At 67.5% G+C, this 18,230-nt stretch carries 12 protein-coding genes; 8 read left to right on the forward strand and 4 right to left on the reverse strand.

What is annotated here, in order from left to right; translation table 11 throughout:
• Position 1: 1 nt before the first annotated feature.
• Complete coding sequence (gene uvrD, locus FHW81_RS20885; protein ID WP_003117615.1) at positions 2-2,188, reverse strand: DNA helicase II; 2,187 nt, start codon at positions 2,186-2,188, stop codon at positions 2-4.
• Positions 2,189-2,364: 176 nt separating this feature from the next.
• Between uvrD and FHW81_RS20890 the strand changes: the two genes are divergently transcribed.
• From FHW81_RS20890 to FHW81_RS20900, 3 genes are read left to right on the forward strand one after another with little or no spacing between them, the layout of a single operon-like run.
• Positions 2,365-5,217 (forward strand): putative bifunctional diguanylate cyclase/phosphodiesterase, encoded by a 2,853-nt coding sequence (locus FHW81_RS20890; protein ID WP_019372309.1) that lies wholly within the window; start codon positions 2,365-2,367, stop codon positions 5,215-5,217.
• Between the two features lie 58 nt (positions 5,218-5,275).
• Positions 5,276-7,477 (forward strand): hypothetical protein, encoded by a 2,202-nt coding sequence (locus FHW81_RS20895; RefSeq protein WP_003117617.1) that lies wholly within the window; start codon positions 5,276-5,278, stop codon positions 7,475-7,477.
• A complete protein-coding gene (locus FHW81_RS20900; protein WP_003096864.1) occupies positions 7,474-8,199 on the forward strand; it encodes a DUF3142 domain-containing protein in 726 nt (241 codons plus the stop codon). The genes FHW81_RS20895 and FHW81_RS20900 overlap by 4 nt, the downstream gene beginning before the upstream one ends.
• Here FHW81_RS20900 and yegQ read toward each other — a convergent pair.
• A complete protein-coding gene (yegQ, locus tag FHW81_RS20905; protein WP_003105560.1) occupies positions 8,193-9,587 on the reverse strand; it encodes a tRNA 5-hydroxyuridine modification protein YegQ in 1,395 nt (464 codons plus the stop codon). The genes FHW81_RS20900 and yegQ overlap by 7 nt on opposite strands.
• An 80-nt stretch (positions 9,588-9,667) precedes the next feature.
• A complete protein-coding gene (gene zwf, locus FHW81_RS20910) occupies positions 9,668-11,134 on the reverse strand; it encodes a glucose-6-phosphate dehydrogenase (protein ID WP_003096859.1) in 1,467 nt (488 codons plus the stop codon).
• An 85-nt stretch (positions 11,135-11,219) separates the two neighbouring features.
• Between zwf and hexR the strand changes: the two genes are divergently transcribed.
• Both hexR and FHW81_RS20920 read left to right on the forward strand, forming a co-directional pair.
• The gene (hexR, locus tag FHW81_RS20915) at positions 11,220-12,101 is read left to right on the forward strand and encodes a transcriptional regulator HexR (protein WP_003096857.1); all 882 of its coding nucleotides are present in this window, start codon (positions 11,220-11,222) and stop codon (positions 12,099-12,101) included.
• 106 nt (positions 12,102-12,207) lie between these two features.
• Positions 12,208-12,423 (forward strand): PA3496 family putative envelope integrity protein, encoded by a 216-nt coding sequence (locus FHW81_RS20920; protein ID WP_003105559.1) that lies wholly within the window; start codon positions 12,208-12,210, stop codon positions 12,421-12,423.
• Here FHW81_RS20920 and pycR read toward each other — a convergent pair.
• Positions 12,377-13,312, reverse strand: coding sequence for a LysR family transcriptional regulator PycR (gene pycR / locus FHW81_RS20925; RefSeq protein ID WP_003121355.1), 936 nt, complete (start codon positions 13,310-13,312; stop codon positions 12,377-12,379). The genes FHW81_RS20920 and pycR overlap by 47 nt on opposite strands.
• 213 nt (positions 13,313-13,525) lie before the next feature.
• Here pycR and FHW81_RS20930 point away from each other — a divergent pair, with 213 nt between their 5' ends.
• From FHW81_RS20930 to mtr, 3 genes are all read left to right on the forward strand, one after another.
• The gene (locus tag FHW81_RS20930) at positions 13,526-14,941 is read left to right on the forward strand and encodes an acetyl-CoA carboxylase biotin carboxylase subunit (RefSeq protein ID WP_003096848.1); all 1,416 of its coding nucleotides are present in this window, start codon (positions 13,526-13,528) and stop codon (positions 14,939-14,941) included.
• Between the two features lie 15 nt (positions 14,942-14,956).
• A complete protein-coding gene (gene oadA, locus FHW81_RS20935) occupies positions 14,957-16,780 on the forward strand; it encodes a sodium-extruding oxaloacetate decarboxylase subunit alpha (protein WP_003105555.1) in 1,824 nt (607 codons plus the stop codon).
• Positions 16,781-16,960: 180 nt separating this feature from the next.
• A complete protein-coding gene (mtr, locus tag FHW81_RS20940; protein ID WP_003146817.1) occupies positions 16,961-18,214 on the forward strand; it encodes a tryptophan permease in 1,254 nt (417 codons plus the stop codon).
• Positions 18,215-18,230 lie beyond the last annotated feature (16 nt).

Below are 18,230 nucleotides of genomic sequence, written 5' to 3' on the forward strand. Positions count from 1 at the left end.
GCTACAGGGCTTCCAGCTTGGCGTAGCCGAGCATCAGCCACTTGCTGCCTTCGCTCTCGAAGTTCACCTGCACCCGGGCCTGGGCGCCGGCGCCTTCGAAGTTGAGGATAGTCCCTTCGCCGAACAGCGCGTGGCGAACCCGCTGGCCGAGGGAGAAGGGCGTCTCCGGCACCCCGGCGCCGCTGAACAGGCTGCCGCCGGCGTTGCGCGAAGTGCCGCCGTAGGGGCGGCTGACGGTATTGGACAGGCGCACTTCCTGGATCAGCGCCGGCGGGATCTCGCGGATGAAGCGCGAAACCTTGTTGTAGGTCTCGCTACCGTAGAGCCGGCGGGTCTCCGCGTAGGTCAGGACCAGTCGCTGCATGGCGCGGGTGACGCCGACGTAGGCCAGGCGGCGTTCCTCTTCCAGGCGGCCGGATTCCTCCAGGCTCATCTTGTGCGGGAACAGCCCTTCCTCCATGCCGACCAGGAACACCAGCGGGAACTCCAGGCCCTTGGCGCTGTGCAGGGTCATCAGCTGGACACTGTCCTCGTGGGCGTCGGCCTGGGTTTCCCCGGCCTCCAGGGAGGCGTGGCTGAGGAAGGCCTGCAGCGGGGTGAGGTCTTCCTCTTCCTCGCTGTTCTCGAAGGCGCGGGCGGCGCTGACCAGTTCCTCGAGGTTCTCCACCCGGGCCTGGCCTTTCTCGCCTTTTTCTTCCTTGTGGTAGCTGATCAGTCCGGACTGCTCGATCACCGTCTGGGTCATCAGGTGCAGCGGCATGTCCATGACCTTCGCCGAAAGATTCTCGATCAGCTCGACGAAGCCGGTCAGGGCGCTGGCGGCGCGGCCGGGCAGGACCTTGTTGGCGATCATCAGGCGGATCGCCTCCCACATCGACACATCGTTGCCGCGGGCGAATTCGCGGATGCTCTCCACGGTCTTCTCGCCGATGCCGCGTGCCGGCACGTTGACCACCCGTTCCAGCGCCGCGTCGTTGCCGCGGCCGTCGAGCAGGCGCAGGTAGGCCATGGCGTTCTTGATCTCGGCACGCTCGAAGAAGCGCTGGCCGCCGTAGATGCGGTAGGGAATCTTCTCCCGCAGCAGGGCTTCCTCCAGCACCCGCGACTGGGCGTTGGAGCGGTAGAGGATGGCGATCTCGCTGCGCGCCAGGCCGCCCTTGAGCGCGCTCTCGATCGACTCGACCACGTAGCGCGCCTCGTCGTGCTCGTTGAACGCGGCGTACAGGCTCAGCGACTCGCCGTCCTCGCCGTCGGTCCACAACTCCTTGCCCAGGCGTCCCTGATTGTTGGCGATCAGGGCGTTGGCGGCCTTGAGGATCGACGCGGTGGAACGGTAGTTCTGCTCCAGGCGGATCACCTCGGCATCGGCGAAGTCGTCGCTGAACTGCTGGATGTTCTCGATCCGTGCGCCACGCCAGCCGTAGATCGACTGGTCGTCGTCGCCGACCACCATCAGGCTGTCGCCGCCCTTGGCGAGAATCCGTAGCCAGGCGTACTGCACGGCGTTGGTGTCCTGGAACTCGTCCACCAGGATATGGCGGAAGCGCCGCTGGTAGTGCTCGAGCACGCCGGGATGGTCGCGCCAGAGGTCCAGGGCGCGCAGCAGCAGCTCGGAGAAGTCGATCACCCCGGCGCGGGCGCAGGCCGCCTCGTAGGCTTCGTAGATCTTCAGCATGGTGGCGAGGAACAGGTCGCCGCCGGGCTGAATGTGTTGCGGCCGCAGGCCCTCGTCCTTCTGCCCGTTGATGAACCACTGGGCCTGGCGCGCCGGCCAGCGCTGCTCGTCGAGGCCGAGTTCGCGGATCACCCGCTTGACCAGGCGTTGCTGGTCGTCGCTGTCGAGGATCTGGAAGTTCTCGCTCAGCCCGGCCTCGCGCCAGTGCGCGCGCAGCAGGCGATGGGCGAGGCCGTGGAAGGTGCCGACCCACATGCCCGCCGGATTGATCCCGAGCAACTGCTCGATGCGGTGGCGCATCTCCGCCGCCGCCTTGTTGGTGAAGGTCACCGACAGGATGCTGTAGGGCGAGGCGTGCTCGACCTGGATCAGCCAGGCGATCCGGTGCACCAGCACGCGGGTCTTGCCCGAGCCGGCGCCGGCGAGGACCAGTTGGCGGCCCAGCGGCGCGGCCACGGCCTGGCGCTGCGGGTCGTTGAGGGAGTTCAGCAGGAGGGAGAGGTCGTCGTTCATCGCGGCATTCTACCGGGGCGGGGAAAAGCCGGGCAAACCGGGCCGCCATTCGGCGCAGGCCGGCGCAGCGTCGGGCCTGGCTGCGGAAAAATGCTCTATCCCGGCCTTGGGCAGCCTGCCCCTGCTCGGTTATGCTCCGGCCACTTCAAGGCAAACCACTACAAGAACAAGCGCCTATGACCGTCCATGTCGAGCCCTTGGCGCTGCCGGGCGGCAGCACCGATGTACTGCGGCTCTACGCCCGCGAAATTGCCATCGAGCGTACCCGGCTCCTTTATCTCGGCTCGCGCACGCCGACCCTGCTCATGCTGCTCGGCGGCGTGACCAGCGCCTGCCTGGTGTGGGGCAAGGTCAGCAGCTGGCTGCTCGGTGGCTGGCTGGTCTGGCTGGTGTTGCTCGCCGTCCTGCGCCTGCTGCAGGTCGCCGCCTTCCAGCAGGCCGACAGCCGTCGCCAGGCCAGCCGCCACTGGCGGCGGACCTTCCTGTGCGGCGCCGGCGCCTCGGGCCTGACCCTGGCGTTCGCGGTGATCATGCTGGTCCCGGCCGATGCCTTCCTCCAGCAGGTGCTGGTGTTCGGCCTGGTGGCGGCGGCGATCCTCTCCGCCAGCGTCGCCTATGCGGTGAGCCTGCCGGCCTTCCTCACCTTCGCCTTGCCGGGCCTGCTGCCATCCATCGTTTTCCTGCTGTTGCAGCCGCATAGCCTGTTGCAGGGCTGGGGCGTGCTCGGCCTGATCCTGCTGGTGGCGCTGCTGGTGGTCGCCGGGCAGATCCACCGGCTGGTGCAGGGCGCGCTGCTGCGACGCTTCCAGACCCAGGCGCTGAACCTGCACCTGGAGCGCGTCAACGCCGAGGCCGAAGCGCTCAATCGCAAGCTCGCCCAGGAGGTCGGCCAGCGACGCCTGGTCGAACGCGAGCTGCGCGCCGCCCGCGATGCCTTGCAGCGCCGGGTGGAGGCGCGCACCGAGGAGCTTGGCGCGACCAGCCAGGCGCTCAGCCAGAGCGAGGCGCGCCTGGCCATGGCCCTGGAGGCCAGCGAACTGGGGTTGTGGGACTGGAACCTGGAGAGCGGCCGGGTCCAGCATTCCTATCTCGAGGCGGTCTTCAGCGCCGGGGACGGTCCCGAGGACTATCGCAGGCTGATCGAAAGCATCCACCCCGGCGACCTGCCGCGTATCCGTCGCGCCCTCGCCGAACATCTCAAGGGGCGCAGCGAGCTGTACCGGGTGGAGTACCGCGTGCGCGACCGGGAGGGCGGCTGGCGCTGGCTGGAGGATCGTGGCCGGGCCATGGCTCGCGACCCGCGGGGACGGGTGACGCGGATGCTCGGCACGCGCAGCGACATCAGCGCGCGCAAGCGCCTGGAAGAGCAGCAGCAACTGGCCGCGACAGTGTTCGAGGCGGCCAGCGAGAGCATCGTGATCCTCGATCCGGCCTACAACCTGCTGGCGGTCAACCAGGCCTTCAGTCGCATCACCGGCTATCGCCGCGAGGACGTGGTCGGGCGCAACGCCAGCCTGCTGGTGAATACCCCCGAGGCCCAGCGCCACTACCGGCAGATCCGCGCCGAGCTGCGCCAGCACGGGCAGTGGCAGGGCGAACTGGTGGATACGCGGAAGAATGGCGATCCCTATCCCCAATGGCTGCAGCTCAACCTGCTGCGCGACGGCAATGGCGAGGCGACCCACATCGTCGGTTTCTTCACCGATCTCAGCGCCCGCCGCGACGTCGAGGAGCGCCTGCGTCACCTGCTGCACTACGACGAACTGACCGGCCTGGCCAACCGCCGGTTGTTCCGCGAGCGGCTGCACGAGGCGGCCCAGCGGGCGCGCCAGGAGGAGGGCGGGCTGGCCCTGCTGCTGATCGACCTGGACCGCTTCAAGCTGCTCAACGACAGCCTCGGCCACGAGGTCGCCGACCAGTTGCTCAGGGAGATGGCCCAGCGCCTGCGGCGCACCGCGCCGGAAGCCAACACCCTGGCGCGTCTGGCCGGCGACGAGTTCGCCATCCTCCTCGATGGCGGCACCGGCGCCGCGGCCCTGTCGCGCCTGGCCGAACGCCTGCTGGTCCAGTTGCGCCAGCCGGTGAGCGTGCTCGGCCACGAGCTGATCCTCGGCGCCTCGCTGGGGATCAGCCTGTTTTCCGAGCAGGCGCGGGAAATCTCCGTGCTGATGAGCCAGGCGAACCTGGCGATGCAACATGCCAAGCAACTCGGCGGCAACACCTTCCAGTTCTTCCGCGACAACCTGCAGGACAGCACCCTCGAACGCCTGCGCCTGGAAACCCGGTTGCGCAAGGCGGTCGAGGAGGGCCAGCTGGACGTGCATTACCAGCCCAAGCTGTGCCTGGCCAGCGCCCGCCCGGACTCGGTCGAGGCGCTGGTGCGCTGGCACCATCCGGAGGAGGGCATGATCCCGCCGTCGACCTTCATCGGCCTCGCCGAGGAGTGCGGGTTGATCGGCGAGATCGGCGAATTCGTCCTGCGCCGGGCCTGCCTGCAGGCCGCCGAGTGGAGCCAGCGGGGCCTGAACCTGCGGGTCTCGGTGAACCTCTCGGTCCACCAGTTGCGCCAGGGCGACCTGCTCGACGTAGTGCGCTCGGCGCTGGCCGACAGCGGCCTGCCGGCGGCGCAACTGGAGTTGGAGTTGACCGAAAGCCAGTGGCTGGACGCCCTCGACAGTGTCCTGGCGACCTTCCGCCAGTTGCGCGAGATGGGGGTGAAGCTGTCGGTCGACGACTTCGGCACCGGCTATTCCTCGCTCAGCTACCTGAAGCGCCTGCCGCTGGACTACCTGAAGATCGACCAGTCGTTCGTCCGCGACCTGACCCAGAACAGCGAGGATGCGGCGATCATCCGGGCGATCATCGCCATGGCCCACAGCCTCGACCTGAAGGTAGTCGCCGAAGGCGTGGAAACCATCGAGCAGCGGGACTTCCTGGTGGCCCAGCGTTGCGACGAGCTGCAGGGCTACCTGATCGGCCGGCCGTTGCCGGCCCATGCCCTGGAGGAAGGTTTGCGCCAGGCTCGTTGAACGCGATCCGGCGGAGTATGCTGTAGCACTTTCGACTCCCACGAATTAAGGACGATTCATGCGCTCGAAGCCGCTTCTTCCCGCCCTCCTGCTGGTGGGCGCCGGTCTCTCCCCGCTGGCCCAGGCCAGCAGCGACGACTCCTGCTATCCCGATTGGTCGCTGGTCGGCGGCGGTGTCTGCGATACCTTGCCGTTCCTCGCCCCGGGCAACGACACCCGCGCCAACCTGCGCCTGCTGCTGGCCGACGCCGGCCACTGGCGGTTGGTGGAGGCGCCGCCGTCGGAGGAAGAGAAGCTCGAAGGCTACGGCCTGGTGCCGTTCGGCCTGTTCCGCCTGCTGCCCGGCGACGGCAGCCAGCCGCCCGCGCCTCCGGCGGCGAGCGAAGCCGAGACACCGCCGCCTGCGCCAGCGCCCTCGCCGCTCGCCGAACTGGCCCGGCAGATGGGCGCCGAAGCGCTACCGGAAAAGATCGCCGGCGCCGAATTCTTCGAGGGCGAGGGCAGCCGCTGCCGCAGCAACGACCAGGACAGCGCGCTGGCGTTTCTTCGCCAGGTGCGTGACGCCGGGCTGGGCGAGGCGGAGACCAAGGCCCTGGCCAACAGCCGCCTGGAGCTGCTCGGTGCCTGCGGCTGGGAACAAGAGGAACTGGGCGGTGTGCTCGCGCAAGGCGTCGAGTCGGCCGCAGGCAGGGCCTTCGCCACGTACCTGGAGGCTGCGGCCAACTTCTACAGCGGCCGCTTCGACGAAGCCGAACAGGGCTTCAAGGCGTTGCAGGACGTGTCGCAGCCCTGGCTGAAGGAAACCGCCCTGTACCTGCAGGCGCGCACCCTGCTCAACGCCGCCCAGCAGAACGCCTTCGACGACATGGGCTTCCCCGAGCTGCAGAATGTCGACAAGGCTCGCCTGGAACAGACCCGCAGCGCCCTCGAGGCCTACCTGCAGGCGTATCCGAAGGGGCTCTACGCCGCCTCGGCCAAGGGCTTGCAACGGCGCGTGCATTGGCTGGCCGGCGACCAGAAGCTGCTGGCCCAGGACTATGCCGCGCAATTCGCCGAAGCCGAGCAAGGGCAGCGCAACATGGCCCTGGAAGACCTGGTCCAGGAGGTCGACAACAAGCTCCTGACCGGTATCCAGCTCGGCGACATCCAGACTCCGCTGCTGCTGGCGGTGGCCGACCTGGTGCAGATGCGCGCCCACGATCCGTCGACCCCGCGCAGCTTCACCTGGGAAACGCTGCAGGCCCAACAGGCCAGCTTCGCCGCGCATCCCGAACTGTTCGCCTACCTGCAGGCGGCCTATCGCTTCTATGTCGACCAGGATCCGGCGAAGACCCTCGAAGCGCTGCCGCAAAAGGTCGGCAGCCTCGACTACGTCGGCTTCAGCCAGCAGACCCTGCGCGGGCTGGCGCTGGAGCAGCAGAAGGACTGGAAAGCCGCCGAGGCGCTCTGGCTGGAACTGTTGCCGCAGGCCGCGCAGCCGTACCAGAAGGGCCAGTTGCAGCTGGCCCTGGCGCTCAACTACGAGCGCAGCGGCCAGTTGGAAAAGGTCTTCGCCGAAGGTTCGCCGGTCCAGGAGCCGCTGCTGCGCAGCATCCTCCTGCGCAACGTCGCCGACGCCGCGCTGTTGCGCCGCCAGGCCAAGCAGGGCGCGACGGCGGAAGAGCGCGATACCGCGCTGTTCACTCTCCTTTACAAGGACCTGCGCCGCAGCCGCTTCGCCGACTTCGGCAAGGACTTCGCGCTGCTCGGCGAAACCCCCTCGCAGACCAAGCTGGGCACCAGCCTCGGCTATGTCTACGGCGCCGGTAACAGCCTGGAGCTGTTCCGCTGGAAGGGCGACAAGGCCGAGTCCGGCTACGTTTGCCCGGCCATCGCCGAGTCGGCCGCGGCGCTGGCCGCCGATGACAAGGACCCGAAGGGCCTGAACTGCCTGGGTGAATTCATCCTGCGCAACGGTCTCGACGGCATGCCGCTGGACAGCCAGCCCGAGGCCAACGAGCTGGGCGGCACCCCGAGCGGCTTCAAGGGCGAGGTGTACTCCCGGCTGGATGGCTATCGCCTGGTCATGGACAACCCCAAGGCTCCGCGCGAAGACAAGGCCTACGCGCTGTTCCGCGCGATCAACTGCTTCGCCCCGGCCGGCTACAACACCTGCGGCCAGCAGGACATCCCGCAGGCCGAGCGCAAGCAATGGTTCCGTACGCTCAAGTCGACCTACGCCGACAGCTCCTGGGCCAAGGAACTGAAGTACTACTGGTGAGGCGCTGGCGAGCCTGGCTGGCGGGCCTGTTGCTGGGCCTGCCGCTGTTGCCGTCCGTCGAGGCCGCGGTGCGCGCCGAGGACTACGGCGCCTTCTGGCTGTGGAGCGGCGTCGCGCCGCAGCCGGTGCTGGCGCGGGCCGAGACGCTGTACATCCTGCAGGGACAGATCAGCCAGTCGCGCCGGCGCCCCGGCGAGGGCGTGCGGCTGATCGCCCAGGGCATCTCGGTGCCACGCCTGGCGCGGGGCGAGGTCTGGGTGGTGTACCGCGCCCATACCCTGCGCTGGACGCCGCAGATCTACCAGGCCGTGCTGAACCAGGTGCAGCGCTGGAAGCGTGCCGGCAACCCGGTGGTCGGCATCCAGATCGACTTCGATGCGCGTACCCGCTACCTCGACGAGTACGTCGATTTCCTCCGCGACCTGCGCCGGCGCCTGCCCCGCGAATACCGCTTGAGCATCACCGGGTTGCTCGACTGGGGCAGCAACGCCGAGCCGGCGGCGATCAACCGGCTCAAGGGCGTGGTCGACGAAGTGGTGGTGCAGACCTACCAGGGGCGCCACAGCATTCCCAACCACGCCGCCTACCTCCCGCGGGTCAGCCGCCTGCAACTGCCGTACCGGATCGGCCTGGTCCAGGGCGGCGACTGGCAAGCCCCCGACTACCTGGAAAAGAGCCCCTGGTTCAGGGGCTACGTGGTGTTCCTGCTCAACCCTCAGTGAGCGCAGCCGCAAGCGCCCTTGCCGGCACACCCGCCGCTGCGTTCGGCCTGCGGCTGGCGGGTATCCTGGCCGGGCTGGAGATCGCGCATCAGTAGCGCGTAGCACAGGTCCAGGCCTTCCGGCAGCGCCAGGTAGACCACGTGGCCATTGCCCGGCGCCACCTCGATGGCCTCGCCGGCGGCGTTGCGCAGGTCCTCCACGCGCAGGCTCAGGTTGCCTCGCGGAGTCATCAGTTCGACGCTGTCGCCGCGCTGGAAGCGGTTCTTCACCTCCACCTCGGCCAGTCCGTCGCGGCGTTCGCCGGTGAGTTCGCCGACGAACTGCTGGCGCTCGGACAACGAATGGCCGTGCTGGTAGTTCTGGTACTCGTCGTGCACGTGGCGGCGCAGGAAGCCCTCGGTGTAGCCGCGGTGGGCGAGGGACTCCAGGGTGTCCATCAGGCCGCGGTCGAACGGCTTGCCGGCCGCCGCGTCGTCGATCGCCTGGCGGTAGACCTGGGCGGTGCGCGCCACGTAGTAGTGGGATTTGGTGCGGCCCTCGATCTTCAGCGAGTGCACGCCGATCCGCGCCAGCCGCTCGACGTGCTGCACGGCGCGGAGGTCCTTGGAATTCATGATGTAGGTGCCGTGTTCGTCCTCGAAGGCGGCCATCGGTTCGCCGGGACGGTTGCCTTCCTCGAGGAGGAACACCTGCTCGGTCGGCGCGCCGCGTCCCAGGGTCGGCTCCCGCGCCACCACGTTGCCCAGCTCGTCCTCGCGGCCCTCCACCGCCTTGTATTCCCAGCGGCAGGCATTGGTGCAGGTGCCCTGGTTGGGGTCGCGGCGGTTGATGTAGCCGGACAGCAGGCAGCGCCCGGAATAGGCCATGCACAAGGCGCCGTGGACGAACACTTCCAGCTCCATGTCCGGCACCTGCTGGCGGATTTCCTCGATCTCCTCCAGCGACAGCTCGCGGGAAAGGATCACCCGGGTCAGGCCCTGCTGCCGCCAGAATTGCACCGCGGCCCAGTTCACCGCGTTGGCCTGCACCGACAGGTGGATGGGCATCTGCGGGAAATGCTGGCGAACCAGCATGATCAGGCCGGGATCGGACATGATCAGCGCATCCGGACCCATGGCGACCACCGGCTCCAGGTCGCGCAGGAAGGTTTTCAGCTTGGCGTTGTGCGGGGCGATGTTGACCACCACGTAGAAGCGCTTGCCAAGTGCGTGGGCCTCGGCGATGCCTTCGGCCAGTTGGGCGTGGTCGAAATCGTTGTTGCGCACCCGCAGGCTGTAGCGCGGCTGCCCGGCGTAGACGGCATCGGCGCCGTAGGCGAAGGCATAGCGCATGCTTTTCAGGGTGCCGGCGGGGCACAGCAGTTCGGGGCGGAGGGTGGTGGCGGTCATGGTTCGGGCTCGCAACGACGTGGGCGCGCGACTCTAGCCGAGCGCGCGCCGGGCGATCCTGAGCCGGATCAATGTCCGCGTCATTCCAGCCAGCGTCGACCCTGCAGTTCCAGCAGCAGTTGCGCCTGTTCCGGGCCGTTGCTGCCGGCCGGGTAGGGCCGCGGGCTCTGGTAGTGCTCGCGCCAGCCGGCGAGGATCGGGTCGACCCAGCCCCAGGCGGCCTCTACCTCGTCGCGGCGCATGAACAGCGTCGAGTCGCCCTCGATCACGTCCAGCAGCAGGCGCTCGTAGGCGTCCCAGCGCCGCTTGTTGCGGCTGAGGGCCTCGGCCAGGTTGAGGTCCAGCTCCACCGGTTCCAGTTGCATGCCCTTGCCCGGGGTCTTGGCCATCAGTTGCACGCTGATCCGCTCCTCCGGCTGCAACCTTATCCACAGGCGGTTGGCCGGCCCGCCGCCGCCGTCGATCAGGCTGTGCGGCACCGGCTTGAACTGGATGACGATTTCCGAGCACTTGCGCGCCATGCGCTTGCCGGTGCGCAGGTAGAACGGCACCCCGGCCCAGCGCCAGTTCTCGACCTCGGCCTGGAGCGCGACGAAGGTCTCGGTATCGCTGTCGTTGTCGACGTTCTTCTCGAAGTAGTACGCCGGCACCTCCTGGCCGCCGATCCTGCCGGCGGCGTACTGGCCGCGTACCGTCTTGTCCTGCACGTCGAGCCCGGAGATCGGCTTCAGCGCCTGCAGCACCTTGAGCTTCTCGTTGCGCACAGCCTCGGCGTCGAAACGCACCGGCGCCTCCATCGCCACCAGGCAGAGCAACTGGAGCAGATGGTTCTGCACCATGTCGCGCATCGCCCCGGCGTGGTCGTAGTAGCCGCCACGGTTCTCCACGCCAAGGGTCTCGTTGACGCTGATCTGCACATGGTCGATGTGCGCCGCGCGCCAGACCGGCTCGAACAACGCATTGGCGAAGCGCAGGGCCATCAGGTTCTGCACGGTTTCCTTGCCCAGGTAGTGGTCGATGCGGAACACCCGCGACTCGTCGAACACCCGGCCGATGGACTGGTTGATCGCCCTCGCCGAGTCCAGCGAATGGCCCAGCGGTTTTTCCAGCACGATGCGCGCTTGCGGCCCGGCGAGGCCGGCGATGGAGAGGTTCTGCGCGATCGGCGCGAACAGGCTCGGCGAGGTCGCCAGGTAGTGCACCAGCACCCGGCCCTCGCTGCTCTTCAGGTGCCGCGCGAGACGGCCGAAGTCGGCGCTCTGCGAGGCGTCCATGGCCAGGTAGTCGAGGCGCGCGGCGAAGCCTTTCCATTGTTCGGCGGCGAACTCGCTGCGCGCCACCACCGCGCGGACGTTGCGCTCGGCGAGGGCGAGGAAGGCGGCGTTGTCCAGCGCGCTGCGGGCGAGGGCGAAGATCCGCGTATCGGCCGGCAGGCGGTCCTCCCGGTGCAGGCGATAGAGCGCCGGCAGCAGCTTGTGCAGGGCCAGGTCGCCGGTACCGCCGAAGACCAGGATGTCGCAGGACGTTGGAGTGGCTGGTGTACTCAAGGCAAGCTCCCGACGGCGTTGGCTGGGCGTGGCTGACTGTTTGTAGTATAACTACAAGGTTACTACAGAGAATCGAGCCCAGCCTGTGAACCTGCTGCAGCACATAGCCCAGTCCCGCCAACAGCTCCGCAAGTCGGAACTCAAGGTCGCCGATCACGTTCTCAACGATCCGGCGTCGGTCATGCACAGCTCCATGGCCGAACTGGCCCATGGGGTCGGGGTCAGCGAGCCGACCATCGTGCGTTTCTGCCGCGCCATCGGCTGCAGCGGCTTCCAGGACCTCAAGCTGAAGCTGGCGCAGAGCCTGGCGGCCGGCGCCAGCTTCGGCCAGTTCTCGATCCATGAGAGCGACTCGGTGGCCGACTTCAGCCTGAAGATCTTCGACACCACGCTGCACAGCCTGATGGAAGTCCGCGAGCACCTGGACACCCACGCCCTGGAGCGCGCCATCGCCGCCATCGCCCACGCCCAGCGCGTGGAGTTCTACGGCTTCGGCGCTTCCGGCGCGGTAGCCTCGGATGCCCAGCACAAGTTCTTCCGCCTGCTGCTGTCGGCGGCGGCCTACTCCGACCCGCACATGCAGGCGATGTCGGCGGTGACCCTCAAGCCCAGCGACGTGGCCATCTGCATTTCCCAGTCGGGTCGCTCGAAGGACCTGCTGATCACCGCCAACCTGGTGCGCGAGGCCGGCGCCACGCTGATCACCCTGTGCCCGAGCCAGACCCCGCTGGCCGACCTGGCCACGGTCAACCTGGCGATCGACGTGCACGAGGACACCGACATCTACACCCCGCTGACCTCGCGCATCGCCCACCTGGTGGTGATCGACGTGCTGGCGATGGGCGTGGCCATGGCCCGCGGCCCGGACCTGGTCAACCACCTCAAGAGCGTCAAGCGCAGCCTGCGCAGCCTGCGCCTGTCGCCGAAGGTGATGAAGAACCAGGAAGAGCGCGGCGAGCCGTCCTGAGGCGCCGCCGGGAAGGCATAACGCAGTCTTCACCGGCCTGCCGCCAAACCGTCACATTGCTGCGCGATGCTCGCGACTCCAGCCAGTCGGCCATGGGAGACGCGAGATGCCCCGTCATAGCGATGCCAATGCCCAGCACGTGGATTCGAAAACCCGCCGCAAGCTCGAAGACCAGCGGCGCATGCAATTCCGTCGGGCGATCGAGGACCACTGCGAAGAACTGCGCCTGCGCCAGGAACTGGCCGACTACCCCGAGCTGGTAGCCGCCGCCTACCTCAGCTCGAACCGCCAGGGCCGGCGAAGCGCCCAGCGAGCTGGCTGATCAGCGCCCGCTCCTCGCGGACGAAGGCGACGAACGCCTGGGCCACCGGGCTCAGGCGTTTGCCCTTGGCGTGCACCAGGCACCAGCTGCGATAGAGCGGCAATTCCTCCACCGGTAGTTCGCGCAGCAGGCCGTTGGCCAGTTCCTGGTGCGCCGCATGGCGCGGCAGCAGGGCCAGGCCGAGGCCGGCGATCACCCCTTCGCGCAGGGACTCCAGCGAGGCGATCTCCTGGATCTGCGAGAAGTGCGCGCGGCGTTGCTGGAAGAACTCCTCGCAAGCCTTGCGGGTGCCGGAGCCCGGTTCGCGGACCAGTAGCGGGAAGGGCTCCAGGTCCTTCAGGGCCAGCTTCGCGGCGTTGCACAGCGGATGGTCCGGCGGCGCCACGGCGATGATCGGGTTGTTCAGGAAGGGCAGGAACTCCAGGGCCATGTCCTGCGGTACCAGGGACATGATCACCAGGTCGTCGCGGTTGTCGGCCAGGCGCTTGATCACCTGGGTGCGGTTGACCACCGTCAGGCTCAGGCTGACTTCCGGATGCAGGTTCTGGAACGCCTTGAACAGGTGCGGGGTGATGTACTTGGCGCTGGACTCCACCGCCAGGCGCAACTGGCCCTGCAGCGAGCCCTTCAGGTCCGAGAGCTGCATGTCCAGGCTTTCCAGGCGCTGGAACAGGTCGGTGCTGGTCTTCAGCAGGGCTTCGGCGGCATCGGTCAGGTAGAGCTTCTTGCCGACGTACTCGAACAGCGGCTGGCCGACCAGCTCTTCCAGTTGGCGGATCTGCAGGCTGACCGCCGGCTGGGTCAGGGCCATTTCCTCCGCCGCCCGGCTGTAGGAGCGGCTCTCGCATACGGCACGAAAAACCTGAAGCTGCCGTAATGTCATACGCATCAACGACTTACGCATTCCAGTCACACTCTGACCGAGATCGGTCGGGCGACTATAAAGCTTTTCTAATGGCTATCCCAATAATTATTGATTTTTGTTAATCACCCTCACGGGGGTAGGGTAAAAGCGCGACCGGGAGCTGCCTGCCGGTCATGCAGCGACCGGAATATCCGGATCGACCGTACCAGGTTCCCAACCCCGAAGAGGGAGACCTCCGTGATCAAGAAGATCCTGATCGCCAACCGCGGCGAGATCGCCGTCCGCATCGTGCGCGCCTGCGCCGAGATGGGCATCCGCTCGGTGGCCGTCTACTCCGAGGCCGATCGCCACGCGCTGCACGTCAAGCGCGCCGACGAAGCCCACAGCATCGGCGCGGACCCGCTGGCCGGCTACCTCAACCCGCGCGCCCTGGTGAACCTGGCGGTGGAAAGTGGCTGCGACGCCCTGCACCCCGGCTATGGCTTCCTCTCGGAAAATGCCGAGCTGGCGGAAATCTGCGCCGAGCGCGGTATCAAGTTCATCGGCCCGTCGGCGCAAGTGATCCGCCGCATGGGCGACAAGACCGAAGCCCGCCGCAGCATGATCGCCGCCGGCGTGCCCTGTACCCCCGGCACCGAAGGCAACGTCGCCGATCTCGCCGAGGCCCTGCGCGAAGCCGAGCGGATCGGCTACCCGGTGATGCTCAAGGCCACCTCCGGCGGCGGCGGTCGCGGCATCCGTCGCTGCAACAGCCGCGAGGAGCTGGAACAGGCGTTCCCGCGGGTGATCTCCGAGGCGACCAAGGCCTTCGGCAGCGCCGAGGTATTCCTCGAGAAGTGCATCGTCAATCCCAAGCACATCGAGGCGCAGATCCTCGCCGATTCCTTCGGCAACACCGTGCACCTGTTCGAGCGCGACTGCTCGATCCAGCGCCGCAACCAGAAGCTCATCGAGATCGCCCCGAGCCCGCAGCTCACTCCCGAGCAGCGCGCCTATATCGGCGACCTGGCGGTGCGCGCGGCCAAGGCGGTGGGCTACGAGAACGCCGGCACCGTGGAGTTCCTGCTCGCCGACGGCGAGGTGTACTTCATGGAGATGAACACCCGGGTCCAGGTGGAGCACACCATCACCGAGGAGATCACCGGCATCGACGTGGTCCGCGAGCAGATCCGCATCGCTTCCGGGCTGGAGCTGTCGGTCAAGCAGGACGACATCGTCCATCGCGGCTACGCCCTGCAGTTCCGCATCAACGCCGAGGACCCGAAGAACAACTTCCTGCCCTCGTTCGGCAAGATCACCCGCTACTACGCCCCCGGCGGCCCCGGCGTGCGTACCGACACGGCGATCTACACCGGCTACACCATCCCGCCGTACTACGACTCGATGTGCCTGAAGCTGATCGTCTGGGCGCTGACCTGGGAAGAGGCCCTCGATCGCGGCCTGCGCGCCCTCGATGACATGCGCGTGCAGGGGGTCAAGACCACCGCGCCGTACTACCAGGAAATCCTCCGCAACCCGGAATTCCGCAGCGGCCAGTTCAACACCAGCTTCGTCGAAAGCCACCCGGAACTGACCCAGTACTCGATCAAGCGCAACCCGTCGCACCTGGCCATCGCCATCGCCACCGCCATCGCGGCCCACGCCGGCCTGTAAGGGAAGGAGCAGAACATGAGCAACACCATCCAAGCGAAGAAGACCGGCGTCACCGATACCATCCTGCGCGATGCCCACCAGTCTCTGCTGGCGACCCGCATGCGCACCGAGGACATGCTGCCGATTTGCGACAAGCTCGACCGCGTCGGCTACTGGTCGCTGGAAGTCTGGGGCGGCGCCACCTTCGACGCCTGCGTGCGCTTCCTCAAGGAAGACCCGTGGGAACGCCTGCGCAAGCTCAAGGCGGCGCTGCCCAACACCCGCCTGCAGATGCTCCTGCGCGGGCAGAACCTGCTCGGCTACCGCCACTACAGCGACGATGTGGTGCGCGCCTTCGTGGCCAAGGCGGCGGTCAACGGCATCGACGTGTTCCGCATCTTCGACGCGATGAACGACGTGCGTAACCTGCGCGTCTCCATCGAGGCGGTGAAGGCCGCCGGCAAGCACGCCCAGGGCACCATCTGCTACACCACCAGCCCGGTGCACACCATCGAGGCCTTCGTCGCCCAGGGCAAGGCGATGGCCGACATGGGCGTCGACTCCATCGCCATCAAGGACATGGCCGGCCTGCTCACCCCCTATGCCACCGGCGACCTGGTCAAGGCCCTGAAGGACGCCCTGCCGCTGGACGTGGTGGTGCATTCCCATGACACCGCCGGTGTCGCCAGCATGTGCCAGCTCAAGGCCGTGGAAAACGGCGCCGACCGTATCGACACGGCGATCTCCAGCATGGCCTGGGGCACCAGCCACCCGGGCACCGAGTCGATGGTCGCGGCGCTGCGCGGTACCCCCTACGACACCGGCCTGGACCTGGAGCTGATCCAGGAGATCGGCATGTACTTCCACGCGGTGCGCAAGAAGTACCACCAGTTCGAGAGCGAATTCACCGGCGTGGATACCCGCGTGCAGGTCAACCAGGTGCCGGGCGGGATGATTTCCAACCTGGCCAACCAGCTCAAGGAGCAGGGCGCGCTGAACCGTATGGGCGAGGTGCTCGAGGAAATCCCGCGGGTCCGCGCCGACCTCGGTTTCCCGCCGCTGGTGACGCCGACTTCGCAGATCGTCGGCACCCAGGCGTTCTTCAACGTGCTCGCCGGCGAGCGCTACAAGACCATCACCAACGAAGTGAAGCTGTACCTGCAGGGCCGTTATGGCAAGGCCCCCGGCGAGGTCAACGAGCAACTGCGGCGCCAGGCCATCGGCAGCGAGGAAGTCATCGACGTGCGCCCGGCCGACCTGATCAAGCCGGAGCTGAACAAGCTGCGCAGCGAGATCGGCAACCTGGCCAAGTCCGAGGAAGACGTACTCACCTACGCGATGTTCCCGGACATCGGGCGCAAGTTCCTCGAAGAGCGTGAGGCCGGCACCCTGAAGCCCGAGGAACTGCTGCCGATTCCCACCGGCAAGGGCGTCGCCGCCGCTGGCGCGGAAGGCACCCCGACCGAGTTCGTCATCGACGTGCACGGCGAGACCTACCGCGTCGACATCACCGGGGTCGGCGTGAAGAGCGACAACAAGCGGCACTTCTACCTGTCCATCGACGGCATGCCGGAAGAAGTGGTGTTCGAGCCGCTCAACGAATATGTCGCCGGCTCCGCCAGCGGCCGCAAGCATGCCAGCGAGCCGGGCCACGTCAGCACCACCATGCCGGGCAACATCGTCGACGTGCTGGTGAAGGAAGGCGATAGCGTCAAGGCCGGCCAGGCGGTGTTGATCACCGAGGCGATGAAGATGGAAACCGAGGTCCAGGCCGGCATCGCCGGTACGGTCAAGGCGATCCACGTGGCCAAGGGCGACCGGGTCAACCCGGGCGAGATCCTGATCGAGATTGCGGGCTGACCGCGACAGACGGTTAAAGTCCCTGGGGGAGCATGATGCTCCCCTTTTTTTATCGGCATCGGTTGCCGCGTCGGCCGGCTGTTCGCCCTGCCAGGGTGCGCCCGGCGCGCGCGCCGCCTAGAATGCCGCCTCTGCCCAACGGCGCGTCGCGCCGCAGGCGCTGACTATCGGGAAGTCCAGGTGTCGTCCTCTCCAGCTCAAACGCCCAGCCGCCGGCCCTCGCTGCTCGGCGGTTCGATGATCATCGCCGGCACCGCCGTCGGCGCCGGAATGTTCTCCCTGCCCATCGCCATGTCCGGCATCTGGTTCGGCTGGTCGGTGGCGGTGTTCCTGCTCACCTGGTTCTGCATGCTGCTGTCGGGGATGATGATCCTCGAGGCCAACCTCAACTACCCGGTGGGCTCGAGCTTCTCGACCATCACCCGCGACCTGCTCGGCCAGGGCTGGAATGTGGTCAACGGGCTGAGCATCGCCTTCGTCCTCTATATCCTCACCTATGCCTATATCTCCGGCGGCGGCTCGATCATCGGCTACACCCTGTCCAGCGGCCTCGGCGTGACCCTGCCGGAAAAGCTCGCCGGGCTGCTGTTCGCCCTGGCGGTGGCGCTGGTGGTGTGGTGGAGCACCCGCGCGGTGGACCGCATCACCACGCTGATGCTCGGCGGCATGATCATTACCTTCGGCCTCTCCATCAGCGGCCTGCTCGGGCGCATCCAGCCGGCGATCCTGTTCAACAGCGGCGAGCCGGACGCGGTCTACTGGCCCTACCTGCTGGCGACCCTGCCGTTCTGCCTGACTTCCTTCGGTTACCACGGCAACGTGCCGAGCCTGATGAAGTACTACGGCAAGGACCCGCAGCGGATCAGCCGTTCGCTGTGGATCGGCACCCTGATCGCCCTGGCCATCTACCTGCTGTGGCAGGCCAGCACCCTGGGCACCATCCCGCGCGAGCAGTTCAAGGGCATCATCGCCGGCGGCAGCAACGTCGGCACCCTGGTGGAATACCTGCACCGGATCACCGCGTCGGATTCGCTGAACGCGTTGCTCACCACCTTCTCCAACCTGGCGGTGGCCAGCTCCTTCCTCGGCGTGACCCTCGGCCTGTTCGACTACCTGGCCGACCTGTGCAAGTTCGACGACAGCCACTTCGGGCGCTTCAAGACCGCGTTGCTGACCTTCGTCCCACCGACCATCGGCGGGCTGCTGTTCCCCAACGGCTTCATCTACGCCATCGGTTTCGCCGGGCTGGCCGCGGCGTTCTGGGCGGTGATCGTTCCGGCGCTGATGGCGCGGGCCTCGCGCAAGCGCTTCGGCAGCCCGCTGTTCCGCGCCTGGGGCGGCACGCCGGCGATCGTGCTGGTGCTGCTGTTCGGCGTGGCCAACGCGGTCGCGCACATCCTGGCCAGCCTGCACTGGCTGCCGGAGTACCGTTGAGCGACCGGCAGTCCCT

Origin of the sequence: Pseudomonas sp. RC10-4-2 (assembly GCF_050433085.1) — a bacterium.
Lineage (GTDB): Bacteria > Pseudomonadota > Gammaproteobacteria > Pseudomonadales > Pseudomonadaceae > Pseudomonas > Pseudomonas aeruginosa.